The organism is Sporosarcina sp. FA15, assembly GCF_051550195.1.
GTDB classification, from domain to species: domain Bacteria; phylum Bacillota; class Bacilli; order Bacillales_A; family Planococcaceae; genus Sporosarcina; species Sporosarcina psychrophila.
The window spans coordinates 2,758,961-2,783,052 of sequence record NZ_CP188818.1; the positions used below are offsets into that span (position 1 = coordinate 2,758,961).

Below are 24,092 nucleotides of genomic sequence, written 5' to 3' on the forward strand. Positions count from 1 at the left end.
ACTGAGTACGCATAATTCACAAACAAAAATGATTTAGACGCAGCAACCAGGCAACTTGTATTGACGCACTGGAACACTATGAACCAAACTGAGCGGGATGTTCTCGATACGATCCGCCGCTACTCCGTAAAATACGGTGCTGCACACTTGAAACACGAAACAATTGAAAAGACCATTAAGAAATATAACGCAATCGTTCGACGTGCAATTCGCAAGTTAGAAAAGCTTGAAATTATCGAACGCATTCACTACATTCGTCCCGTAATGAGCGGTCTAGGCGCTAATATTTACGTCAATAATCTACTAATGACCAGTCGAAATTGAACAGTCCGGAAATAGCCGAGAAGCCCACTGACAGTAAGCCTCAACCCACGAATTCGCAGACCGAAGCCTTTCTTCCTAATGCTATAAGTTCTAAAGATTTTAAGAGAACGTCTCCTCCGGAAGTGTTACCTACAACATTTTTCGGGAAGATGAAATCTTTCCTTTCTTCAACAATCTGAGAATGCAAATTTACCCGTAATTTTCACGGCGTCTACCGTCACCAGTCTATGCAAATGCTCAAGTTTAGTATTCATGAGGATAAGGAGAGCTATTCGAAACACTAGCACTACAAGCACTACGTATTTCAGTCCAAACAACGAAATACAAAAAAATCCTGAAACTTTCTGGTTAATATTCAGGTGTTTTGCGAGGACTCATCGACAAGGTATTATTTAGCGATGCTTTTATGGATTATGATGTAGCGGTTAAAGGATTTTACTTTCGATAGAAAGCAAGTAGAAACAGTTTTCTAACAGACCCATCAACACTACAAAATAGACTTATAACCTTTAAGGACTAAATAAACATACAAAAAGACCAGACATTCGCCGATTTGTCTGATCTTCCTTCTATTTTTATATAATTGTAGTGTAGTGAATAGGTACCTGAAATTAATAAAATAGAAGTTGAAACAATTAGCCTTAGTTTAAGGGCCTTTTGAATAAACTTCTATCCTGGATTATTATTATTTTAATCGCTCTACTACATCATCTAGTAATAAGTTTGCTGCTTTAATACCACCTGCTGTGTTCCAAATTGTTTCATTTACTTCAAATACTTGATTTGTTTTTGAGACATTTAAGCTTTTAAATACTGGATTTTCCAACCATTGGTTAGCCTTTTCATATACATCTGCTTCCGTAACCCAGTAAAACAGTATATCTCCATCCATCGTTTCCATTGCCTCTTCGGAAACAGTTTCCATAAAATTATCTACATCCTGAGATTCTGGGCGACCCACACCCATTTGTTCAAGTAGTACCCCACTAAATGTGTCCTTCTGGTATATGCGGACATCTTTAGCAGAGAATCTTACGACGGATACTTTAATTTCTTCCTTATCGCCTAATGTTTCTTTTGCCTCAGCAACACGATCATCGAATGCTTTCATGACCAGCTCACCTTCAGCTTTTTTATTTAATGTGTCTGCATACAATTCAAAGTTGATCTTCCACTGACCTGATAAATCTTCAGAAAACACAGTTGGTGCAATTTTGCTTAGTTGTTCGTATGCTTCTTCATGCCTTACTTTATTGCCAATAATTAAGTCTGGGTCTAATTCAAGAATGGCTTCAAAATTAGGCTCGTTTTCAAAACCAAGCTCCTGGACACCAGTCATCTCGTCTTTAATATGATCATACCAAGGTTCTCCAGTCCATGACCTCACAGCACCAACTGGTTTAATTCCTAATGCTAGTAATGCTTCTGTTCCTTCATTCGTTAAGATTACAACACGTTGCGGTGTCCCCTTTACTTCTGTAACACCCATTGCATGCTGAATCTCTCGAACTTCTTCAACTTCTTCAGCTTCTACAGTTTCTACATCAGCACTTACCGCTGAAGTATCCTTGGCACTATCCGTATTATTCTCCTTAGCTCCACAGCCACTAAGTACGAGCATGATTATGGCTAAAATCGAGAATATAAAAATCCTCTTTTCAAATTTACTCTTTATTTCTTTTAGCAAATTGATAACCTCCCTATAAATATAATTGATAATGATAATCAATCTCATTTATAATACTATCAATTTGCCCTTTACTTATCTATAGACAAATTTGCCTTATGGATATAGACAAGTTTGTCCTCACAAATAACGTGCCTGAAAATACTTCACACATTCATTTATTATATATCTCCTACCAGATGGTCCCCACGGATCCCAAGCAAAACTCTCTGGTATGTAAATATGGTTTTTCTTAACGGCTTGTAATTCCAGCCATAATGGATTTTCAAATAAATCATTTAGTGACTCTTGCTCACTCCAAAGAATAATTATTCTTTCGGGATTAAGCTCAACCATTTCATCTACTGAATAATTTCTACAACTCGAATAGTGTAACCTGTCATCACATTGGAATCCCAAACCTTCATAAATTAAATCACTTATGGGATGGCCCGTCACACCATGGATCAGTATACGATCCTTCAAGATGCGCATAATTGTCCATTTACCATTTCTCGTTATTTTCTTTATTTTATCTTTGGCCATCTGCTCCACTTTACCAATATCCTTTATAACATTTTCCGCTAGTACTTCTCTCCCCACTACTTTCGCAATAAACCTTTGATAATCTTTCCAGTTAAGAAATCTATCAAAATGGATAATTTTCGTATCTGTATGGATAAGAACTTCATTATTATTATCGTTATTATTCCTATCATTTAGTTTCAGAAGAAAATGAGGTTCCATAGTCAATCCATCTTGTAAATCTAATGGAATCTCAGCATTTAATCTTTTGGTCCCCTGCAATTGATTCTCTAAGTATTTGGGAAATCCAGTTTCAGTTGGACATTCTGTTGGAAAACAAGGAGCTGCTACAGGTTTAATCCCAAGAGCAAGTAAGTGATCTTGTAGAAAAAGATCACTAAAAATGGCAATTCTCGGTTCATACTTCTTGCGGTAAATAGTAGGTGATATGCCTTCCGAATTTTTAAATAAACGACTAAAATATAACTCGTCTGCAATTCCAACAGTGCGTGCAACATCTTTAATCGAATAACTGGACGTTTTTAGCATATCTTTTGCTTGTGCTACTCGTAAGTTCCGTAAGTATCCACTTGGCGTTAATCCAGTTTCACGTTTAAAAGCACGGCAAAAGGAACTCTGTGTCATAAATGCTAAACGAGCGAGATCACTAATCGCTAACTGTTCTTCAGAATGCTTAATCATATAATCAATTGTGAGCTTAATTGGGGAATTTTTATTCTTTTCTTGTATTGCTTTGTTTTTAGAAATCACATACAGCAATTCATAAAGCAATGACTGTTTCCTTAACCATGATATGTATGGGTCATCGCTAACTTTTTCACTAATTTTTTCTAACAAAGATATCACTCTTGCTTGCGCGATAATTTGTAAGCTTATCATGTTAAAAGAGCTGGTTTCATCTAGGTTAGATGCAGGTATATTCCTATACTTCAAATAATAAAAGTGGATTTCGTTCATTATCGTAGCGCCAATTTCTATTGTTGCGTTAGAATCCAGCAAAATGCTAGTACCTGGTTCAATATGATGTTTTACCCCGTTAATGCTGACTACCGCGCTACCGCGAGTAATATAAAATAATCCATTCGTTTGTACAGTTATCTTCTTTAATGAAAATCCAATTTTAAATGTATGTTTCTTGCATGACACAAAAGATAATGCATGATCATATGTTGTTTTCAAAACCCAGCTCCCCCTTATCTCCGCTGTGTAAGTGATTCATTTTAAAAAGACTATCAGTCAATAATCGATTAGCAATACCTTTTTCGGAACTTCCACTCTACTAGTTTACCTTTGCATACATCATCATTATCCCATAAACTATCATTTACCGTCTAAGCGCATGAGCACTATGCAGGAATCCATAAGGAACCATTTATTCGATTAGCTCATTAAGATGTCACATGGATGTTTCTATGATTGTCTTTCTTCAAGCAACAAAAAACGTTTATACCAAACCGGTTGTATATACATCACTGAAATAAGCGCTTTCACCGCCAAGTATGATTCTTACTATCCAGCGTTCAATACTTTCCTTTTCCTATTTCCATTTCCATTTCCATTTCCACAACGTTTTCTTAGCTACATTGACATTGATTTCCGGGTAGATAGTCAGCTTGTTTCTACGGGTTATTATTTTGAAAAACAGTTTTGATTTCCCTCTTCCGTAATTAGACAATAAAAATAACACGCTTCATTCAATAACTGAATGGAACGTGTTTTGTTGGCTATATATGTTGAATAAATGAATACGGCGTATGCGCTTTACGAGGACTTTTGGAAGGCCACTGAAAAAGCCCTAGTACTTGGAAGGGTTTAGGATTCCCATTAATCCCGCTTCGACGCTTTGTGGATGCCTCCCCCCCGAATTAAGAAGCCACTGAAAGTGTTGTATTTGTATTCCCAGAAAGCAAAACTATAATTAAACTCCAGAATTAATAATCTTCATTAGTCAACCTAACCGATATAAACACTTTCACATGTTCCAGCTACTGGTTCATAAAAACAATGTTCTTTAAACTGACCAGTAAAAGGTTGACCGTACCATGTTGGAGGGCATGGACCAGACGGATTAAAATACCAAAGGGCATATTTCCCTGGGTGGTCTCTCCAGTAATCCAATGTCTGTCTTGCTAATCTCTTTTCAACTGGTCTCGCTCTTTCATAAAATAAATTACCTTTTTGAACAGCCTCAAAAGAATAATTTCCTCCTTGCACATGAAAAATGACATCATCAATTGATCTTAAATCTGTAAAGTCCAAGCAATCTGCCACGAGACGATTAACAATTACATTGCCAACGTATAGCATTCCTTGTTTACCTTCACCTTCAGCTTCCGCTCTCATCATCCTTGCCAGTAAGTCGATGTCTGAATCTCGGTATTTCACTCTTGGCATTTTTTCACCCCAAAATATAGTATGAATAAAAGCATACAATGATGTCAGTGTTTATAAATTAAGGATGGCTAAATTGACCAAAATTATAAATATGTAATTTCAGTGAATTGCCGAAATAGTATCATGTACAGCATACCTAAAGTTAATAGCGAAAGGTTCATGGTTGATTTATGACAATTCAATAGTCAAAAAAACTCAAAAAAAAGGCAACCAAATGTTGTCGCGGTTGCCTTTCACTTTATGCATGGGTGCCTAAATTTCCATATAATTATCGAGAACCTTTTGCATATCCAATTCTTCAAAAGTGGAAATTTGCGGTTTAGCTAAAAGTAACAATTCATTTATTATTTCTTCTATCTTTTCAATCTCCAACATAACTACATCAAAATTTTTAGTTGGTGCTTCCTGCTTTCCTAATTGCGTGTACCCTTTAATAGTTGTTAATGAATTTCGTATTTCATGGGCAATACTTGCTGCAAGTTGTCCAACAACATAATGTTGGTCTGTACTTTGTATCATATCTTTAATCTTTGTTCTCTCCGATAAATCCCTAATTTCCACGATGTTATTCATTTGTTTTCATCCCCTTTATAATGTTTATCACACATTTTAAAAAGGAGATTGTTGTGGCGGTTTCCCGGGAGGAGCATGTGCCCATTTAACCATTGCAACCTCATTCAAATGTATCCACTTTCCGCCGCCTGAAGATTTTAGCGTGAACACATCAACGATTCCATAAAAACTTAAATCGCTTTGTCCGCCCATTTCTAAAGTTAAGGAGGCTGTAGGCGAAGGTGCTCCTATAATGATAGGTGGCGGTAGACTCCCCTCCTCTTGGCTTGATTTAGTTGAATGATTAGGATTATCAACATCTTTCTTTTCTAACACGTCAGTTTTAGAATTAATAATTGGTTCAATCAAACCATTCCCCTGTTCATGCACTTTTACTTTCTTACCAATCGACTGCTCATTCACATAATTTCCCACTAAAATAGAATCTACTTCTAGGTAAACCTCGTCATTCATACTACTTTCACTCTTATTATCCAAGCCGATGTCACTATGTTTCTCTAGTTCACTAGTACCAACTTGTTTACTCAATACATCTGTCTCAATTTCAGGCGCTAAAGGCGTAATAGGTTCCCGTTTCGGCACTTGCCTAACATCACGACTACACTCTTTTAACTTAGTGAAGATATTTACATTCCCACTACTGATTTTTTTATCTTCCTCAAAGATTTCAAGAGGAAGTTCTATAACTTTAGGAACGGTATCCACTGTTTCAACAGGTTCAATAACCTCATCTTCAGAAACATCGATTGTAGATTTCAGAGTTTCATTAACAAATTCCCCTGTGGTTTCTACGATTGTTTGAATAGAAGAAGTTGACTCCTTAACTGTTTCACTTACATCCTTAACGACCGGGGTGACGACAGGAACAGTTGGTAATCCATATACGACCGAATTCACTGTGTCATTGACCACATTTGTTACTTCAGAGGTTGTTTTCCCCACAGTATCGGTAACTGTCTTATTTAGTAAATCCCCTGTATTCTTAATTCCAGAAGTAACAGAATTAATTTCTGTTTTTTGCATACCATTCACTGTTTCTTGAAGAACTGTATCAATAGACTCCGTTTTATCTTTCAATACATTATCTACCTTCTTTACGTTGCCAAACAAAATGATTCGTGATTTTCCAACATCCTCACTAATGGAAGCATTCAGATTTTCGCCATGAACAATAGTAGGTACGATTAGGAATAAACTAAAGCAAGTCACACATAAAAGGAATATCTTCCTCAATTGATTCACCCCCCATTCTTGTTAATTATTAGAAGTATTATAACATTCACCCATTTTTAGTGCTAGGTATTAATTCAATTTGAATACGAAGGTGGGTTATCTTAATGATGGAAGTGAATATTACTGCGCGTTGTCCACTAGCGATGTGAAGTAACGACAAACAAATCAAACGCCTGAATAAACATACAAAAAAAACCAAACAGTCGTAACTTGTCTGGTCTTCCTTCTCTTACTATGCAATTGAATTAAATTAGTAGAGTAGTTTTTACCTGAATTAAGACACCAGTTTTAAAAATAAGTCTGAAGTATTTTCAAAACTGGCAGCTTTCATATCTTATTTAAACAAGTCTGGATAAATTTCTTTTGCTAATAGTTCCATTCCATCGATCGTGTTATAACCATAGCCAAACATATAATTGTAATCCACTACATAAATCTGCTTATTTTTGATGGCCGTCATACTTGATAATTTCGGGTTTGCATAGATCCCTTCTTTCACTTTTTCAAGGTCTGCGTCATCCCATTCCGGTAAGATTAATACATCTGGATCAGCCTCAATAAGCGTTTCAATACTTACATCAGCAGTCTCCTTCTTAAATATGTTATCTAGCTTGACCATATTAAAGGCATCGTTGAAGAATGTTTCATCGCCTGCTGGATAGACATAAATCTCATTTGGGTCATTTGTATGCAAATAAGCAAAAGTTTTATGGTCTTGAATACTTTCTAATTTTGATGTTATCGATGTTTGTTTGTCTTTAAGCTCTTTTATAAAACTGTCCGCTTTGTCTTGGACACTAAAAATATTACCGATGTTTTCAATATCATTATAAATAGAATCATATGTTCCACCTGTAACAGATGACTCTATTACGTACGTTTTAATATCCATATCATTGAGTGTATCTACTGTACCTACACCCCAATCTGCATTATCAAATAAGCCGCCTCGACCAAAAACTAAATCTGGATTGGTTCCTAATGTCACCTCTTTGCCGACATATTCATCACTTAGAATAGTTAATTTCGAGTATTCTTCCTCTACTGATTTGTCAGGAGCTCCGAAGTTTGCACCTACCCCAACGATTTTATCGCCTAAGCCTAAATGCAATAATAATTCCGCTGCTGGACGCGTATTAGCCATGATTCTTTCAGGTGCAGCATCAAATACTTGGTCTTTCTTATCCCAAGTTGTTCCGCCTTCCGCTTTCGTATAGTTTTGAATCGTTAACGGGTAGTGCCCTTTCGCTTCGGCTTCCTTTGAAGTACCCTTACTCGAATCTCCACAAGCCGTTAATGTTAGAAGTGCAGCTAAACCGATACCAAGCAATAATTTTCTTTTCATGGTGCTCCTCCTATATGCCATATGCAAAACCTAATCCATTTGTAACAGGATTGGTATATGTTTGACATTTAATTTGATATAATGCTTCAACTGTAGTTGGCGTTAAAACCTCTTCTGGTGTTCCATGTGCATAGATTTCTCCATCTTTTATGGCATACAAGTAGTCGCAGTAATGTGCTGCCATTTCTAAATCATGGAGAGCTGCTAATACACCAATGTTCAAATTTTTAACACATGATAAAATTTCAAGCTGATAGCGTATATCTAAGTGGTTTGTCGGTTCATCTAAAACCATGATTTTTGGCTGTTGCGCAATGGTTCTCGCTAAGATAACCCTTTGCTTTTCTCCACCAGACAACGATAAGAAACCACGCTGTTTGTAATCGAGTAAATTTGTTGTTTTCAAAGCTTCCTCCACAATCACATAATCTTCTTGTTTGTCTGACTCCAACATTCTTTTATGTGGTGTTCTGCCTAACATCACCATTTGCTGAACGGACAAATCAAAACTCATTTCATTAAATTGCCCCACTACACCTAATCGCTGTGAAATTTTTTTCTCTGAACTTTTCAATACATCCACATCATCTAAAAAAACCATTCCTTTTTGAGGAACAAGACTCTTATAGATAGCCTTTAACAGCGTTGATTTTCCACAACCATTTGGTCCAATCAGCCCTACAAATTGTTGTTTTTTCACAAGGATTGAAATGTTTTTCACAATCTCTTTTTTCCCGATAGTAATATCTATTCCCTTTGCAATCAATTCCATTTTCTACCCTCCAAAGTTGTAGCCTCTTTTTACAATCATGTAGATAAATAATGGAGATCCAATAACAGAGGTAATGATTCCGATGGGCAATTCAACATTATGTATTAAAGTTCGTGACAAAATATCGGCCCAAATCATGAAAAGTCCTCCTAAAAGCAGCGTTCCAAGCATTAAACGCTTATGATCTGCTCCGAAAATCCCCCTAGTGATATGCGGAATAATTAAACCAACAAAGCCAATCATTCCTGAATAGGCGACCATTGTTCCCGTAACAAGAGCAGTGATGATCATATAAAGTTTTCGGAATGCACTTAAGTTAATGCCTAGTGTAATAGCAGATTCGTCACCTAGAAGCATCGTGTTTAACACGCGATGTTGGAAAAGAAATAGGGCTGATCCAAGCAGAACAACAATGGCTAAAATCGGTGTTTTATCCCAACTTGCTGAAGCTAGACTTCCCATTGACCAAAAAGTAACGGTCTTAATCCCTTCTGCATTATTGGCAAAATAGATAATTAAGCTAGCAAAGGAGCTACACAATGCACCGATTACAACTCCAGATAAAACGAGTTTCACAGATGTTGCTTTACCGCCGATGCTCGATAAAATAAGAACTGCCATTGATGTTATCATCGCACCAACAAAGGCTCCGAATGCCACGCCAAACTGAGACAAAAATGCGCTACTTCCAAATCCAACGAGAATGGCAAAAGTTGCACCTAATGATGCGCCCGATGAAATACCAAGTATGTATGGGTCAGCAAGTGGATTTTGCACGACTGCTTGCATAACCGTTCCACATAAAGCAAGCCCTATGCCGATAAGCAGTGCGAAAATAACACGTGGCATCCTCACCTGTAAAATAATATTTAAATAGGATTCGCTTTGGACATGATCGAGTGATCCAAGCCTTCCATTTGTTAATGCATGCAATAATATGTCCATAGCCTGCGTGAAAGGAATATTAACTTGTCCAATTGATACTGAAAAGACAGCCGATAGCAAAATGATGCCTACGAGAAGAAAAATAAATACATAATAACTTTTGCCCATCCCTATCTTGCTTATATCCTTTTTCTTCAATATTTCACCTCCGTTACAATCACCCGCTTAACTGATAACGATTATCATTATCAACTGCTTCTGTATTGTAGAACATATTCTGAAGAAAAACAACAACAATTTTATTGAATAACTTGTTAATCTGATTGTTTCGTTGGAGACTCGCCTGTTGGTTGGACGCTTTATTTGATTGGTTGGAGGCTATTCGGGGTTTGTTGGAGACTTCGATTGGTTTGTTGGAGGCTTCCTCGTTCGTTGGACACTTTCCTGAATTGGTTGGACACTTCGATTGGTTCGTTGGAGACTCTCCCGTTCGTTGGACACTTTCCGGGATTGGTTGCAGACTCTTTGGGGTTGGTTGGACACTTACTGGGATTTGTTGGACTCTTTCCATGATTTGTTGATGGCCTAGTTGAAGGGTAACTGACGCATGACTGCATTCCGTCAACTCAACGCTCCGAATAAAAAATAAAAGAGGAATGCAACCATTTGTAGATGGTTACATTCCTCTTTTACTTTATGGAAATTATGTGCCTGTGCATCAAGAGAAGATAAGAAATCACTTAATACTGCTGGATATAAACATTGAGGCATCTTGATTCATAAAAATACGATTTCCATGATGAAATGTCTTAATTTCAATTGATTTAAATCCAACTTCGGATAATCTATTTTTCAATTCTTCATGCGAAAAACCGTTATGAACTTTCGGATGATATATTTCATCGTTTTTGTCAAAATCAATAATAATTAGCTTGCCATCATTATTTAAAATGTTGAACAATCCTTGTAGAATTTTTTTAGTATCCGGAATATGAAGAAGGACTAGTGACATTAAAACGATGTCTGCCTTAAGTTCAGTAGTTTCTTGAGTGAAATCTGAATAAAGAACTTTTGAATTGAGGATTCCTTTGTGAGAAATTTTAGCTTTTGCAACCTCCAACATTTGTTTTGATGAATCTACCAGCAAAATAGAATCTACTAAATCTGATAGTTCTAAACTAACTAGACCAGTACCACTCCCATAGTCTATTAAAGATTTCGATTTACTATTTCGTAATTCTGGTCTTACTTCCTTAACTAGTATTTTAGCTAATTCAATTCTTTCCTCTGTGTCGTATCTTTTTGCCATCTGTTCAAAAACGTTATTTTCCATATTCCGCTCCCCTATTTAGTACATAATTTAAGCTACATATTCGTCATTATAACAAACATCAAAATCTAAAGGGACAATTCCCCCTTTCAATGCTCTGAATCATGTTGAAGTAAATACCTAGTCCATGCCTTATATATTAGAGTACAAAAATTCACTTCCTACTAACTAAAGAATCCTCTATTGCGAAAAACACTATATTCCATATCGTTTGAGGTTTTAGTTATTGGGGAATGCAATTGAATGTAGCGTTTTGATGGTTCGTGAAAAAAATAGGGAGGAATTTATAATGGGCAAGAAAAAAGTAGCAGTCATTACAGGTTCAGGTCAAGGTATAGGGAAAGCGTTAGCTGAACGTTTAGCGAAAGAAGATTTTTCAATTGTGTTAAGCGATGTTAACGAACAAATTCTAACTGAAACCGAAAAAGAATTTAAAAATAATGGATTTGAAGTTACATCGTTCGTTGGTAACGTAGCCAATCCCGACGATCAAGAAGCACTTGTTCAACATGCGGTTAATACGTTCGGCAGTGTTGATGTATTTATTAACAATGCAGGTGTTGAAGGACAAGTTGCACCGCTTACACATGTTGATCCGAAAGCGGTTGATTTTACGCTTGACGTTAATGTTAAAGGGACGATTTATGGCATTAAAGCGGCAGCAAATCAGATGAAGAAACAAGGGACTGGCGGTAAAATCATTAACGCTTGTTCGATTGCTGGTCAAGAAGGATTCGAAATGTTAGGTGTTTATTCGGCAAGTAAATTTGCGGTTAAAGGGTTGACCCAAGTTGCCGCAAAAGAACTTGCGAAAGATAAAATCACCGTCAATTCTTATTGCCCTGGGATTGTTGGAACAGGTATGTGGGACAGACTAGATGAAAAAATGATGGAACACATGGGGACGAAAAAAGGAGAAGCGTTTGCGAAATTCACTGAAGGAATTGCACTTGGTCGTTCACAAACTCCTGAAGATGTAGCTCATCTTGTATCCTTCTTGGCTTCACCAAACTCTGATTACATCACTGGGCAAAACATCTTATCAGATGGTGGTATGGTGTTCAATTAATTCACTATCTCAAGAGATATCCTATAAAAATGAAGATATCCCCATTTTTTAAAAGCCTGATTTCTCATTTAACATCGAGAAATCAGGTTTTTTTGATCCTCAAAACAGTGTAAGGTTTCCCCATATTTGTGTGGATGCCTGTGCACCAAAAAACCAATAGAAATTAGATTATCATGCACCTGAAATTAATTTCAACATCTTACATGCTTGCGTTTAAAACCAAGCTTGCCTCTATCGACTTCTTTTTGAATACTTTCGGAAGCATTTAGAAAACTGTTTTTTTTCTTGTCCCGCTTGATTTCTACTATTCCAATCGCCTTTGCGGTCTCGATTGCCTTTTCATGGAGCGGCAAATAGGAAATCCCCACGGTGTATATAAAATTATTCATTGCGGATTTCGTTCGTTCTGGTGAATCATGAATCGTATTTTTTACCATGTCAAGCATATCGGAAATTTTGGCTTCTGAAAATTCAACGTCCAGTCGGTTCCCTAACAGCCAGCAGTAACAACTCCAGCCTGCCGACATTCTCAGCTCTTCACCACTTGCGATCCATTTATCGGCAACTTCTTGTGCAATATCTGACTCTGATAAAGTTACAGCCACTACATAATCAGACAGCATATAAAAATACGCCGCATCGATCCAACGATCATAATCCGCTTCCGTCATAGCATTTGGTTCTGCAATAATACCTGCAAAGTACATTGCATCATAGTTCCCTGTGGCATACAGCTCTTCAGCTAAAGGTTGATTCATTTTAATTTTCTTTACAATTGGTTTCATAGCACCTGTAGCTGCGCCAAAAAGCGGCTCATGCGCACCATTGGACATGTACATTTTCTTCATTCGTTCCTTGCCAAGGGCTTCGAGCTCCTGCATAACCAACTCTACATTCATCATTTAACACTTCCTTCTCTCTGGAGTTTACCTATCACATATATCACCATTATCTTATAACCACCCGCAGTTTGACAGCAAAACACAAATCTATCATTCCCCTCAAATCGTTCAGCAATGTGTTTTGCAACATACTTTTCATCCTTATCGCCAGCTGTAGATTCCATACGCTTCATTCAATGGTACCGCATTAATTATACAAAGCTGCGCTGTCAGGGGGTGCAACATGCGCCATCGACTCAGCAACGATAATTTCTGCATTGTCAATTGCCACTTTTATATATGAGATTTTTTCGGGATGACTGTTACTAGAGGATATATTAAGCCAAACAAAATGAATTACTACAAAATGAAATATTCCACAGCTTGTCTGAATATAATTTATTCGGGGGTGTTGTTTTGGATTATTTGAATCAAGTTAAACGTGGCAGTATTTGGCGCCTCCATCCGAATGGTAAACAGATAAATTCCAAATAGTTTTATACAATTTGTATGATAACTAGAACTAATTAATAATATGGTAGTTATATGATGGTTTGGAAAACAATAAAGAAAGGGGGAAACTAATTAATATAATCGAAATGCTGCAAATAACAAAAAATAAAATATACAGTTCAAAACGAGGGATAATAGGATGATTAGATATGGAGAATTAGACTCTTTAAGAGGAGTAGCAGCACTTATTGTACTAATTGGACATTATTTGATGATATTTCCTGCCTATGAGAGTTACAGGTATGAACTAAATAGTCCTTTCATAGTCTATTTGGTTAAGGAAACCCCTCTTCGCATGTTCTTCAGTAGCGGCAATGAATCTGTCATTTTATTTTTTGTATTGAGTGGCTTTGTTTTGTATGTATCAATAAATAATTCCAAGTTCCATTATCCCACATATATAATTAAACGAATTTGTAGAATTTATATACCGTATCTCGTAGCCATCATAATTGCTATTTTAGCTAAAATGCTTATAAGTCATAATAACCTACCATTTATTAGTAACTGGTTTAGTAAATCCTGGACAGTATCAGATTCGCCAGCCATATTAGTACGCCATCTTTTTTTTATCGGGCAGTACAATACAGACATCTATAACAACGTTATATGGTCTCTTGTTCATGAAATGAGAATCTCAATAGTATTTCCATTCTTAATACTCCCTTTTATCGGGAAAAATCTCAAAAAATCCTTAGTATATTTAATTGCATTATGTTTTTCTTCTGTTTTGGGATTATATTTGCTTGGTTCAGGTGTAAAACTAACTAGTATTTTTTTAAGTTTTCACTACGTAACTATCTTTTTAATAGGCGCTTTACTAGCAAAATATCGCCATATACTCATTACGTTTACTTTGAAAATTAAAAAACCAATGAAATTTATACTTCTATCATTAGCGATTACTTGTTTTATGTATGAAGGATTGATTGGTGAAATAATTTTTTTAAATAACTATATATTTAGAAACTATGTAGTCTCTTTCGGCGTCTGTATCTTATTTATAATGAGTGTTTCTTCGGAAACTTTTGGTTCATTATTGAAGCATAGAATACTCATACTTCTCGGAAAAATTTCATATAGTCTTTATTTGTATCATCTAATCTCCTTATACTCATTCATCTATCTCTTTTATGATAAATTATCTATCACCGTAATTTTGATTCTTTCTTTTATATTTTCTTTCCTATTGTCTTCATTGTCTTATCTATTTGTAGAAAAACCATGCATAAACCTTGGGCGGTATTTAACTAAGAGAGCCAAGAAAGTGGATTTAGCAATACCAGCGGATCATCCACTAACAAGATAGATAAATGTGAAGGAGTGTAAATTCTCCTACTAACTCAAAAAAGAGGTAATAATGATGAATGAAAAAGTAGAGATAAAAGATTTAGTACTTATTTTAAAGAAACGATTCTTAATCATAATACTTATTGCAATTTGTACAGCTGGTTTCATTATTGCTTCGACTCTATTTCTAATGAAACCTGCTTATCAATACTCTACTCAGGTTCTGGCAGGATCTTTAAGTATGGATAGTAAGGAAACCTCGATAAATAAAGTGCAAGAAAACAGACAGCTCGCACTTTCATATATGGATGCTATTAAAAGCCCTCAAATCATGATGGGCGTGAAAAAAGAGTTAAAGCTAACTCGTTCAAATTATGAGTTACTAAAGCAAGTTTCCGTTACCAATAGAGATAGTTCACAAATCATTACTATTTCCGTCAAAGATTCTAACCCAGAGTTAGCTAAAGCCATTGCACTGTCTGTCGCAAATCAGTCCATAACTAAGTTTAAAGACTTTGCAAACGTAAACCAGATTACTATTCTAATCGATCCTAATGTCATTGAAGAATCTGAGCTTCTTTTTCCAAAACCTAAATTCGTTATAGCCATTTCAATCGTGTTAGGTTTTTTTACCGGAATAGCATTGGCGCTTATTCGGGAACATTTTGATGATACAGCCTTTAGTGATCGTGAACTTGACCGACTTGGTCTTCCTTTGTTAGGCAGAGTGAACTTAAACACTCATAGAAATAAAAAAACACGCAAAACACGTTTTAACACCTTAAACTCAGCGAAACGCGGTGAATACTTTGACTATTAAATTTAAGAGGAAACATTCATTTAAGCCGAAGAATATCAAAATTAAAGAGCAGTTTTATACCATTTGTAACAATATTGAATCTAACCTTACCAAGGTCAATCCAACATTATTAATGGTCACTTCACTTACACAAACAAAAAGCATAGTGAATGCTACAGCCTATTTAGCCCTTGCATTTTCAGAACAAGGAAAACGCGTGTTAGTAGTAGATGGTAATCTTCGTGAACCTTCGCTGCATAATTTGTTTATGATTGATAACTCATCTGGTCTAACATCCTTACTTTTAGGTGAACAGCTCCAGCATAGTGATAATACGATATTGATAACTGACTATCTATTCTGTTTACCAACAGGTGAAGTCCTTTATGAGCCATCGACCTTGTTATCCAAAGAGACCCTTCCTATCCTCGCTAAGGAGTGGAAACAGCATTTTGATATCATCCTATTCCACACATCCAACAGTCAAAATACACCTGATGCACAAATCGCGGCAAAATATTGTGATGGTATTGTTTTAGTGATTAAAGAAGGTAAAGACAAGTTAGAAAAGATTGTAAGTGTGAAAAAACAATTTGAACGTGCAAAATATGGAATAACCGGTACGGTACTAATTAATTAAAAAGGAAGCGAACCATTGAGTTCAAAGTTTAAGGTTAATATACAAGAAGAATTACTAACAAGACCACAATCGATCTCAGCCTATTACGCTTTTAAACGTTCTATGGATGTTATCACATCATTATTTTTGTTACTTCTCCTATCCCCCATTTTGGCTATATTTTGTATTCTAATCCCTATTTTTTCAACCGGCAATCCCTTCTTTTTTCAACAACGCCTGGGTCAAAACGGAAAAACTTTTACAGTGATAAAATTACGATCTATGTGTTTAGATGCCGAAAAAAATGGCCCTCAGTGGGCAAACAAAGAAGATCCTAGAGTTACAAAAGTCGGCGTTTTTATACGAAGAACCCGCATTGACGAAATACCCCAACTTCTTATGGTTTTAAAAGGGGATATGTCACTGATTGGTCCTAGACCGGAAAGAGAATATTTTTATAAAAAAATTGATAAGTTCCTCCCTACCTTTAAAAACCGCTTACTTGAAAAACCTGGATTAACCGGGTGGGCACAAGTGAATGGCGGATACGATTTAACCCCTGAAGAGAAGTTGACTCTCGATTTATATTATAGTCAGCATAAATCGTTTGCTATGGATATCAAGATTTTGTTACTAACATTGTTAATTGTCTTTACTGGAAATGGTGCTAGATAGAAGACGAAATGGAGGATTTGGAAAATGCCGAGAGTACTAGTAACGGGTGGCCTTGGATTTATCGGATCACATATTGTAGATACATTAATTCATAATAAATATGAAGTAGCCGTTTATGATAACCTATCCACTGGATCTATTAAGAATGTCCATTCAGAAGCCGGAGTTTTTATAGGGAATATTGAAGATAAGGGGTCGCTAGAAAAGGCATTAGTGACGTTCAAGCCCGACTATGTGATTCACCAAGCCGCGCAGGTTAGTATACAAAACTCCATTTCGGATATTTCGAATGATGCACTAATCAACATCATGGGTACAATAAACCTCATCCAACTTTCCCAGAAGTATGCCGTAAAAAAGATCGTATTTGCCTCTTCTGCGGCTGTATATGGACATTCTAATGTGCTGCCTATTCCAGTCTCACACCCTATTCAACCCTTATCCCCTTATGGTGTTTCGAAAAAAACAGCTGAAGATTATTTAATACTCGCAAAGGAATTATTCAATTTAGACTATGTAATACTTCGCTATAGTAATGTGTACGGGCCACGGCAAACAGCAGGTGGTGAAGGCGGGGTCATTTCAATTTTCACTAATCAAGTAATAAACAAGCAGCAGCCCATTATTTATGGCGACGGTTTACAAACTAGAGACTTTATCTATGTAGAGGATGTTGCAAGTGCCAATCTTCAAGCCATTAGATTACAAGGAAGTGGCATCTTCAATATTTCAATAACAACTAGTTCAAATATCAATCAACTATACGCCATTATTCAATCGTTAAGTCAAAATGATATCTATCCTATTTACAAAACACCTAAAAGTGGAGATATCAAAGAAAGCTTGCTTTGTAATAAAGAGAGTATCCAAAAGTTAGATTGGAAACCTGTATATTCGCTACCAGAAGGTCTTGCGAATACATACGAATATTATCTTAAGCAAAATCAGCCTACTAGTGCCTCGTTTGAAGAACCTTCAACAACAATGCAATCTACGAATGTATTGCTACAAATCGAGTGAAAATCAAGTGAATAAGAAAAACTCGATAATTAGAAATATAATTCATTTATTTTACAGTACGATTCTAGCCAATATCTTAAATGCTACCACGCTCATACTATTGGCCAATTTTTTCAACTCTAAGAACTATGGAATATTTAGTGTGGCTCTTGCGCTTGCTATGATCATGAACTTTTTTACAGACCTTGGAGTAAGTAACACGTTCCTTCGAGAAGGATCGAAGAAGGAAAGCCTAAGCAATACATTTTCTTCCTATATAAAGATCCGGGTTGTCTGTTTACTTTTAGCAATTATTGTTTTTTCGGTTGGTATTCATACCTTTTATCAAGAACTACAGATTCTTTATATGATGTATAGCTTACTGATTCCCATGGTTATTGGCCTAATGATGCAAGGTATAGGAATCACTTATTTTCAATTAACTGAAAGAATGCAGTTCATCGCATCCATTAAAATCTTTTCGGCGATTGTATTAATCGTTTCAATCACTTTGTGCATGGCCTTAAAAGTAGATGTCCGTTTGACAGCCTTTTTATACGGTTTCTCTTATTTTATAGCCGGCCTTTACAGCCTGTATTTACTTCAAAAAAATGTAAAAGTAAAATGGAAGTCTCCTTTTCAAAACCAGTTGGTAGCTAATCTTAGTCCGTTCTTAATAAGTGGTTTATTTATTATGTTGACTCCCCAATTAGGTCCATTAGTTTTAGAAAAGACACTCCCCTTAACGCTTGTAGGTCTCTTTGCGGTAGCTTACCGGATTCCTTCTGCTCTATACCAAGTACCAGGGGTTATTGCAGGTGCATTTTTCCCTTTGCTATTTAAGACTTATAATCAAGGAAAGCTAGAGGAACATACACGATTAACTATTTTACAAATGAAGATTATGTCCTATATTGGGATATGTATGACCATATCCTTATTCTATTTGGCTGGATTCTTGGTCACTATTTTGTTCGGGGATGAATGGGCTTCTGCTGTTCAACCTTTAAAAATATTGTCCTTCATTATCGTCTTGCAAGGATTTAACATTGCCATCGCAGACGGCCTTACGACTCGGGGATTGCAGAACCGTCGTACTATTGTACAGTTTATCACCATTACTATCGGTGTTATGTCCCTCTATTATCTGAGCGTTTCCTATGCAGTAGTCGGTGCAGCCTTTGCAGTTTTAGCCATGGAAATTGTATCATTCGTTGGGTATATCCTGACACATCCAACAAGAAATATGATTTTAACCAAAGTTATACTTCCATATGGTTCCTACTTTTCTATAAGTTTTATCCTTTTACACTACTTATTATCCAAGTACCCTTTTATGGCTATATTAACTACTTTCATCTCTGTGTCTGCGATGATTTATCTATTTGATAAGTCGACTCGAGCTTTAATCAAGGGCTTTATAAAAAAGAAAAAGCAACAGGAAATATCCCATGTAACAAACGGGAGACAACGAGAGGATGAAAATAATGCACATTAACAAAAACACCTCTACCTGGCCAGTCTTCCTTTTGTTACTTTTTATTACACTCGGTAAATATAATTTGTCTATCGGTTTTTCATTGAAAATATATATGGTTTTTCTGGTCTTTTTCCTGTGCATTTATTTCAGATTTTTTCACTTTAGTCCCCTCTATCATTATGAAGTTTTACTGTTGTTATTTTATTTTATCTATTGCCTAAGTGGTGCTTTTTCACAGTATCCAGAAGAAAGCATTCGGGTCATTCTAGGCGTAATTCTCATCCTTGGCTGTTATTTCATCATGAGATTTATCCTGGAACAAACCTCGATTCCTATAATTGAAACTTCTATTGCCACTGTTGGCATTGTTTTTAACGCCATTAGCCTGTTATTGTACTTAATTGGGTTGCAGGTGACAGGAGGATCACCAAAAGGTGTTGAGATTATCTCTTATGGATTATTAGTAGACCGAGATTATCCAAGACTTATTGGATTACTTGACGATCCAAATATTTTCATTTTTTTCAATACATTGTTCTTCTCTTATTATCTAACGCATTTAAAGGGATTCAAACACTCAATCGGGTTTACCTTATGTGTAATTACTTCCCTTCTTACTTTTTCAAGAGGTGGGATTGTCGCTCTCATACTAGTTGTCATTTTGTATATGATTTTAGTGAATTTTTCTAAAAAGATAAAAATGATGACCGTTTCTTTGTTAGGCCTAGCGTTTCTCTATGCTGCAGGGTCATTCATTCAAGTAGATTTTAATCAGATTTTCACCAGTCGCATCACTGATTTTTCTACTGACGGAGGAAGTGGCCGATTTGAATTATGGAGTCAAGCCTTAAACTATTTTATGGCACATCCTCTTTTTGGAATTGGTGCTTTCAACTTTTCTGATTACTACGCATTTGATCATAATGTAAAACTATATGTTCATAATACGTATCTAGAGATCTTGGTGGAATCAGGAATTATTGGATTTCTTTTTTACTGTTCTTTTCTGGTGATGCTAGTTATCGCCTTCTTTAGGACTAAGCTACATAAACAAAGCCCCTACATCGTACTTACACTCTTCGGTTTTTCACTACAGATGGTGTCCCTGTCCCTCATAATTAATGAAGCATTTTTTATTTTTCTAGCACTGGCTTTCAAATATATTTCTGTATTTGATAAAAAAGGAGCTGAATTTTATGATGAACGCCCAAGAGGATAATATTCCGTTGGTCTCCATTATTACTCCCTCTTATAACAGCTTGACATTTATAAGAGAGACCATTGAATCCGTTCAGGCCCAATCATATCCCCATTGGGAAATGATCATTGTTGACGATAAGTCGAAGGATGACTCAATCCATGTAATTAAACAATATGTAAAAAACGATCAACGGATTAAACTAATTTCCTTAACACAAAATAGTGGTGCAGCTAGGGCTAGAAATGCAGCCATTAAAATGGCCACAGGAAATTATTTAGCGTTTCTTGATAGCGATGATCTATGGTTACCTACTAAATTAGAAGAACAAGTTGCTTTTATGCAAAAGGGGAATCTTACTTTTTCCTTTACTTCCTATTCGTTGATTAATGAAGATGGTAATCATATGGATGTAGAAGTAAAAGCACCAAAAGTAGTGGATTATAAGTATCTGATTGGAAATACAATTATTGGCTGCCTAACTGTAATGTTAGATAGACAACAAATTAAACAGATAGAAATGCCAGATATTCAGCCTGAGGATACTGCATTATGGTTGTTGTTACTTCGGCAAGGGCATAAAGCATATGGCTTACAAAAGGTTTTATCAAGATATCGTATTGTTTGTAACTCCGCCTCAAGGAATAAATTCAAAGCTGCCTATCGATATTGGAAACTCTTACGAAGCCAAGAAAAGTTAAACCTTGTAAAATCCAACTTTTACTTTGGTAAATATGCCTATCATGCATACAATAAAAACAAAGTGTCTTTACCAAATGGGGGTAAATAAAGAATGTACACTGTTCTACTACTAACTGATAAACTCATAACAGGTGGTGCCGAGATGTATTTTTGTAAATTGGAAAACCACCTCAAGGATGAAAACATGACGTTTTACTCAGCAGCCGCAGCTGGAGAGATGTACAATCAAATTCATAATAAAAGTAACTTTATTCCTTTAAGCTTAAAAAATCACCTTGGTAATCTAAAGACACTGAGAAAACAAGTAATTCAAAAGGCCATTGATGTCATTCATGCAAATAGTTTAAGAATGTTGCTCTATTCCATCGCAATAAAGAAAATTACCAACAGAGAAATCAAGTTGGTCTATACCAAACATAATGTTACAATGCTTGAAAAAAAGATTCCCTTCCTTTTTAAAAAAGTGTTGAATCGGCATGTTGATCAAATTATCTCGGTTAGCAATTTTGAAACGGAGAACTTACAACAACTTGGAGTAAGGAAAGAACTTATTCGGACCATTTATAATGGAGTCGATTTGGATCAATTTCCTTTTCAACCACAGCAAGCTCAGAAAACATTCAATATCGGAATCTTAGCTCGTTTATCAAAAGAAAAAAACCATAAACTATTCTTAACTATTGCCAATGAATTAAGGAATATGGACCACTTTACGTTTCACATTGCGGGTGATGGACCTGAGAGGGAATTTGTCGAAAAAGAGATAAAAAAGCTAAAGTTAAGCCATAAAATAAATGTTTTAGGTCAGGCTTCCAATCCATATGAATTTATTTGCAATATGGACTTGCTACTCCTAACATCCTTCAGAGAAGTTTTTCCAATGGTTGTCCTTGAAGCAATGGCTACAGGAACGCCAATCGTGTCTATAGATGTTGGTGGCATTAAAGAAGCAATTATAGATCATGAAACAGGGATTCTCATTTCACATCATTCAGAAAAAGAATTTGCAGAAAAAATCATGATGCTCCACGATAATGAGGATTTAAGACAAGACTTGGGAAGCACAGCAAGACAAAAAGTAGAAGAATCTTTTTCTCTTTCTACTATGATTCATTCTACGTTGAAAACCTATCAAATTTAAAAAACAAACGATACATTCGTTTGTTTTTTTATACCTATGCATCTTTTTTTAAAAAGCATATTCTATAACACCCCACTAGAAAAGGAGTGTTTTAAAATGATGGACTCTGAAGACTGCCAGAATAGAGATGTTGTTAATATTGATTGTTTTGGAGCTGATCCAAATTTAGCAGACAATTCCCCAGCCATTCAAGAAGCCATTAATAATTGTATAGCTAATAATCACTCAAAAGTTGTCATCACAGGGAAGAAACAATATATCCTTTCCTCCCCCATTGTCATTAAGTCAAATGTAAGTCTCGAAATTGATTCTACAGTTATATTACTTGTCAAAGGTGATTTCCAAGTGTTTGAGCTTCAAAAAGATGCTTCAATCTCGGGTGGAACGATTGAAATCATGGATAATAGCTTTAATTCAACTGTTATCTTCCTTTCTGGTGCCCAACAAATAGAGATTCATAATCACACTTCTATTTCCGATATAAATATCATAAACCGTACAACAACATACCAGGGTATAGCCATTCAACTATACTGTAAAAATGCATGGGATTTCATCAGCTTCTTTAAAGCAAACTCCATACAAATCACAAACTTTCATACGGCCCTCTATTTTAAAACAGAAAAACTTCAAAATATAAATACCCCGTGTTGGATTAATGCGAACTCCTTCCACTCTATTTATATAGATGGTTGTCAGTATGGTATAGAGATTGACGGAAATAGTGATTTACCATATGAAATTTCTGGTAACACCTTTACCGATATCCAAGTTCAATGCCGGAAACAAACAAAAAAGGTAATCCGCTGCTCGGGTGCCTATAATGTATTTGAAGGATTGATTTGGGATACCAACCGTATGGATGATCCTCCACTTGTCATTGAATTTTCCTCCATTTCTCATCATAATTACCTATTCTCGAATCAAGTTTCCACATCCATTCTAGATCTTGGTCAATACAATCGTTACACGTCACCTCATGAAGAATCCCTTCCTGTATATCCCCCTCTTGCATTAGGGAAAGCACATCTGGTTGGGAACCAAGATGATATATTAGTAAATGCACACGTCCGATATACTGTACGTCAACTTTTGGGTAAAGCCCCCTATGGAGGAACTATAAATAATTGTTTTAACTTACTAGATGAGCAAAGCGTGAATTACTTGGAGGTGCCTAGTTCCCAGCCAGTTGTCATCGAATTAGACTTTTCAAAACAGCCTATTAAAATGCTGAATTGCTTTGGTATTTATTTTGGATGGAATGAAAGTCCGAGCCATGTGTTAATTGAATACCAACAAAGTTTAAATGGACCATGGATAGTGGCTAAAAATGTCCCATTTAATGTCGGAAACACTGTTATTTCGGAGGTAAGAGCAGCTACGTTGTATAAAGTTAAGTTAACACTAAGCGGTTACACGCAAGAGCACAAACGATTTCGTATTAATCGGATATTTGCTAAATCATCATTACAACATGGTGCCTCTTGGTTGCCAACTACAGGCGGTACATTATATGGAGATTTAGAACTACAAAAAGGGCAATCCGTGAAGTTAGTTTCTCCGAACGGAACTAAATGGAAAGTGAGTATTAATGACCAAGGACAAATTATCACTTCAAAGCTATGAAACAATATAATCTTGACAGAACAAATGCTGTG

24 protein-coding genes are annotated in these 24,092 nt (G+C 36.0%); 12 read left to right on the plus strand and 12 right to left on the minus strand.

Annotation, left to right across the window (positions count from 1 at the left end; all coding sequences use genetic code 11):
• Positions 1-78: 78 nt before the first annotated feature.
• The gene (locus ACP8HG_RS13020) at positions 79-324 is read left to right on the plus strand and encodes a hypothetical protein (RefSeq protein WP_438296617.1); all 246 of its coding nucleotides are present in this window, start codon (positions 79-81) and stop codon (positions 322-324) included.
• Between the two features lie 685 nt (positions 325-1,009).
• Here the strand turns inward: ACP8HG_RS13020 and ACP8HG_RS13025 are convergent.
• The 10 genes from ACP8HG_RS13025 to ACP8HG_RS13070 all read right to left on the minus strand — a co-directional run bounded on the left by ACP8HG_RS13025 (position 1,010) and on the right by ACP8HG_RS13070 (position 11,071).
• Positions 1,010-1,945, minus strand: coding sequence for an ABC transporter substrate-binding protein (locus ACP8HG_RS13025; protein ID WP_340742539.1), 936 nt, complete (start codon positions 1,943-1,945; stop codon positions 1,010-1,012).
• A 186-nt stretch (positions 1,946-2,131) separates the two neighbouring features.
• Entirely contained in the window at positions 2,132-3,715 is a 1,584-nt protein-coding gene (locus ACP8HG_RS13030) for an AraC family transcriptional regulator (RefSeq protein ID WP_438296619.1), read from the minus strand.
• Positions 3,716-4,489: 774 nt separating this feature from the next.
• A complete protein-coding gene (locus ACP8HG_RS13035) occupies positions 4,490-4,930 on the minus strand; it encodes a cell wall hydrolase (RefSeq protein WP_067212729.1) in 441 nt (146 codons plus the stop codon).
• Positions 4,931-5,182: 252 nt separating this feature from the next.
• Positions 5,183-5,503 (minus strand): histidine kinase dimerization/phospho-acceptor domain-containing protein, encoded by a 321-nt coding sequence (locus tag ACP8HG_RS13040; protein WP_067212732.1) that lies wholly within the window; start codon positions 5,501-5,503, stop codon positions 5,183-5,185.
• 36 nt (positions 5,504-5,539) lie between these two features.
• On the minus strand, positions 5,540-6,736 hold the full coding sequence (locus ACP8HG_RS13045; RefSeq protein WP_438296622.1) for a hypothetical protein: 1,197 nt from the start codon (positions 6,734-6,736) through the stop codon (positions 5,540-5,542).
• A gap of 334 nt (positions 6,737-7,070) precedes the next feature.
• Complete coding sequence (locus tag ACP8HG_RS13050; RefSeq protein ID WP_438296624.1) at positions 7,071-8,081, minus strand: ABC transporter substrate-binding protein; 1,011 nt, start codon at positions 8,079-8,081, stop codon at positions 7,071-7,073.
• A 10-nt stretch (positions 8,082-8,091) separates the two neighbouring features.
• Complete coding sequence (locus tag ACP8HG_RS13055) at positions 8,092-8,853, minus strand: ABC transporter ATP-binding protein (protein ID WP_067212740.1); 762 nt, start codon at positions 8,851-8,853, stop codon at positions 8,092-8,094.
• Between the two features lie 3 nt (positions 8,854-8,856).
• The gene (locus ACP8HG_RS13060) at positions 8,857-9,906 is read right to left on the minus strand and encodes a FecCD family ABC transporter permease (RefSeq protein WP_187047982.1); all 1,050 of its coding nucleotides are present in this window, start codon (positions 9,904-9,906) and stop codon (positions 8,857-8,859) included.
• A 49-nt stretch (positions 9,907-9,955) separates the two neighbouring features.
• Positions 9,956-10,309 carry a hypothetical protein gene (locus ACP8HG_RS13065; RefSeq protein WP_438296626.1) on the minus strand — a complete coding sequence of 118 codons (354 nt, stop codon included), beginning with the start codon at positions 10,307-10,309 and terminating at the stop codon, positions 9,956-9,958.
• Between the two features lie 165 nt (positions 10,310-10,474).
• A complete protein-coding gene (locus ACP8HG_RS13070; protein ID WP_067212747.1) occupies positions 10,475-11,071 on the minus strand; it encodes a class I SAM-dependent DNA methyltransferase in 597 nt (198 codons plus the stop codon).
• Positions 11,072-11,357: 286 nt separating this feature from the next.
• On the opposite strand from ACP8HG_RS13070, the gene ACP8HG_RS13075 reads away from it, so the two are divergent.
• Positions 11,358-12,137, plus strand: a complete 780-nt coding sequence (locus ACP8HG_RS13075; protein WP_421101632.1) for an acetoin reductase — start codon at positions 11,358-11,360, stop codon at positions 12,135-12,137.
• A gap of 191 nt (positions 12,138-12,328) precedes the next feature.
• Here ACP8HG_RS13075 and ACP8HG_RS13080 read toward each other — a convergent pair whose 3' ends face one another.
• Both ACP8HG_RS13080 and ACP8HG_RS13085 read right to left on the minus strand, forming a co-directional pair.
• Entirely contained in the window at positions 12,329-13,036 is a 708-nt protein-coding gene (locus tag ACP8HG_RS13080) for a DNA alkylation repair protein (protein ID WP_338656765.1), read from the minus strand.
• Complete coding sequence (locus ACP8HG_RS13085) at positions 13,036-13,212, minus strand: hypothetical protein (RefSeq protein WP_438296628.1); 177 nt, start codon at positions 13,210-13,212, stop codon at positions 13,036-13,038. The genes ACP8HG_RS13080 and ACP8HG_RS13085 overlap by 1 nt, the downstream gene beginning before the upstream one ends.
• A 458-nt stretch (positions 13,213-13,670) precedes the next feature.
• Here ACP8HG_RS13085 and ACP8HG_RS13090 point away from each other — a divergent pair, with 458 nt between their 5' ends.
• From ACP8HG_RS13090 to ACP8HG_RS13135, 10 genes are all read left to right on the plus strand, one after another.
• Positions 13,671-14,840 carry an acyltransferase family protein gene (locus ACP8HG_RS13090; RefSeq protein ID WP_438296630.1) on the plus strand — a complete coding sequence of 390 codons (1,170 nt, stop codon included), beginning with the start codon at positions 13,671-13,673 and terminating at the stop codon, positions 14,838-14,840.
• A 54-nt stretch (positions 14,841-14,894) separates the two neighbouring features.
• Complete coding sequence (locus ACP8HG_RS13095; protein WP_438296632.1) at positions 14,895-15,641, plus strand: YveK family protein; 747 nt, start codon at positions 14,895-14,897, stop codon at positions 15,639-15,641.
• On the plus strand, positions 15,622-16,260 hold the full coding sequence (locus ACP8HG_RS13100) for a CpsD/CapB family tyrosine-protein kinase (protein WP_438296634.1): 639 nt from the start codon (positions 15,622-15,624) through the stop codon (positions 16,258-16,260). Before ACP8HG_RS13095 ends, ACP8HG_RS13100 begins: the two co-directional genes overlap by 20 nt.
• A gap of 102 nt (positions 16,261-16,362) precedes the next feature.
• Positions 16,363-16,914, plus strand: coding sequence for a sugar transferase (locus ACP8HG_RS13105; RefSeq protein ID WP_438298655.1), 552 nt, complete (start codon positions 16,363-16,365; stop codon positions 16,912-16,914).
• Positions 16,915-16,938: 24 nt separating this feature from the next.
• Positions 16,939-17,934: an NAD-dependent epimerase/dehydratase family protein gene (locus ACP8HG_RS13110; protein WP_438296636.1), complete on the plus strand. Its 996-nt coding sequence runs from the start codon at positions 16,939-16,941 to the stop codon at positions 17,932-17,934.
• On the plus strand, positions 17,912-19,411 hold the full coding sequence (locus ACP8HG_RS13115; protein ID WP_438296638.1) for an oligosaccharide flippase family protein: 1,500 nt from the start codon (positions 17,912-17,914) through the stop codon (positions 19,409-19,411). Before ACP8HG_RS13110 ends, ACP8HG_RS13115 begins: the two co-directional genes overlap by 23 nt.
• Positions 19,401-20,612, plus strand: a complete 1,212-nt coding sequence (locus ACP8HG_RS13120; RefSeq protein ID WP_438298656.1) for an O-antigen ligase family protein — start codon at positions 19,401-19,403, stop codon at positions 20,610-20,612. The genes ACP8HG_RS13115 and ACP8HG_RS13120 overlap by 11 nt, the downstream gene beginning before the upstream one ends.
• The gene (locus ACP8HG_RS13125; RefSeq protein ID WP_438296640.1) at positions 20,590-21,381 is read left to right on the plus strand and encodes a glycosyltransferase family 2 protein; all 792 of its coding nucleotides are present in this window, start codon (positions 20,590-20,592) and stop codon (positions 21,379-21,381) included. Before ACP8HG_RS13120 ends, ACP8HG_RS13125 begins: the two co-directional genes overlap by 23 nt.
• Before the next feature lie 3 nt (positions 21,382-21,384).
• Positions 21,385-22,434, plus strand: coding sequence for a glycosyltransferase family 4 protein (locus tag ACP8HG_RS13130; protein ID WP_342539028.1), 1,050 nt, complete (start codon positions 21,385-21,387; stop codon positions 22,432-22,434).
• Positions 22,435-22,530: 96 nt separating this feature from the next.
• Positions 22,531-24,060, plus strand: coding sequence for a hypothetical protein (locus ACP8HG_RS13135; protein WP_438296642.1), 1,530 nt, complete (start codon positions 22,531-22,533; stop codon positions 24,058-24,060).
• Positions 24,061-24,092: the final 32 nt, after the last annotated feature.

Coding starts and splice junctions, on each gene's coding strand:
- ACP8HG_RS13020 (WP_438296617.1), top strand. CDS start 79: ATGAACCAAACTGAGCGGGATGTTCTCGATACGATCCGCCGCTACTCC.
- ACP8HG_RS13025 (WP_340742539.1), bottom strand. CDS start 1,945: ATGCTCGTACTTAGTGGCTGTGGAGCTAAGGAGAATAATACGGATAGT.
- ACP8HG_RS13035 (WP_067212729.1), bottom strand. CDS start 4,930: ATGCCAAGAGTGAAATACCGAGATTCAGACATCGACTTACTGGCAAGG.
- ACP8HG_RS13040 (WP_067212732.1), bottom strand. CDS start 5,503: ATGAATAACATCGTGGAAATTAGGGATTTATCGGAGAGAACAAAGATT.
- ACP8HG_RS13050 (WP_438296624.1), bottom strand. CDS start 8,081: ATGAAAAGAAAATTATTGCTTGGTATCGGTTTAGCTGCACTTCTAACA.
- ACP8HG_RS13055 (WP_067212740.1), bottom strand. CDS start 8,853: ATGGAATTGATTGCAAAGGGAATAGATATTACTATCGGGAAAAAAGAG.
- ACP8HG_RS13060 (WP_187047982.1), bottom strand. CDS start 9,906: ATGGGCAAAAGTTATTATGTATTTATTTTTCTTCTCGTAGGCATCATT.
- ACP8HG_RS13065 (WP_438296626.1), bottom strand. CDS start 10,309: ATGGAAAGAGTCCAACAAATCCCAGTAAGTGTCCAACCAACCCCAAAG.
- ACP8HG_RS13070 (WP_067212747.1), bottom strand. CDS start 11,071: ATGGAAAATAACGTTTTTGAACAGATGGCAAAAAGATACGACACAGAG.
- ACP8HG_RS13075 (WP_421101632.1), top strand. CDS start 11,358: ATGGGCAAGAAAAAAGTAGCAGTCATTACAGGTTCAGGTCAAGGTATA.
- ACP8HG_RS13080 (WP_338656765.1), bottom strand. CDS start 13,036: ATGAATGTAGAGTTGGTTATGCAGGAGCTCGAAGCCCTTGGCAAGGAA.
- ACP8HG_RS13085 (WP_438296628.1), bottom strand. CDS start 13,212: ATGAAGCGTATGGAATCTACAGCTGGCGATAAGGATGAAAAGTATGTT.
- ACP8HG_RS13090 (WP_438296630.1), top strand. CDS start 13,671: ATGATTAGATATGGAGAATTAGACTCTTTAAGAGGAGTAGCAGCACTT.
- ACP8HG_RS13095 (WP_438296632.1), top strand. CDS start 14,895: ATGAATGAAAAAGTAGAGATAAAAGATTTAGTACTTATTTTAAAGAAA.
- ACP8HG_RS13105 (WP_438298655.1), top strand. CDS start 16,363: ATGGATGTTATCACATCATTATTTTTGTTACTTCTCCTATCCCCCATT.
- ACP8HG_RS13110 (WP_438296636.1), top strand. CDS start 16,939: ATGCCGAGAGTACTAGTAACGGGTGGCCTTGGATTTATCGGATCACAT.
- ACP8HG_RS13115 (WP_438296638.1), top strand. CDS start 17,912: ATGTATTGCTACAAATCGAGTGAAAATCAAGTGAATAAGAAAAACTCG.
- ACP8HG_RS13120 (WP_438298656.1), top strand. CDS start 19,401: ATGCACATTAACAAAAACACCTCTACCTGGCCAGTCTTCCTTTTGTTA.
- ACP8HG_RS13125 (WP_438296640.1), top strand. CDS start 20,590: ATGATGAACGCCCAAGAGGATAATATTCCGTTGGTCTCCATTATTACT.
- ACP8HG_RS13130 (WP_342539028.1), top strand. CDS start 21,385: ATGTACACTGTTCTACTACTAACTGATAAACTCATAACAGGTGGTGCC.
- ACP8HG_RS13135 (WP_438296642.1), top strand. CDS start 22,531: ATGATGGACTCTGAAGACTGCCAGAATAGAGATGTTGTTAATATTGAT.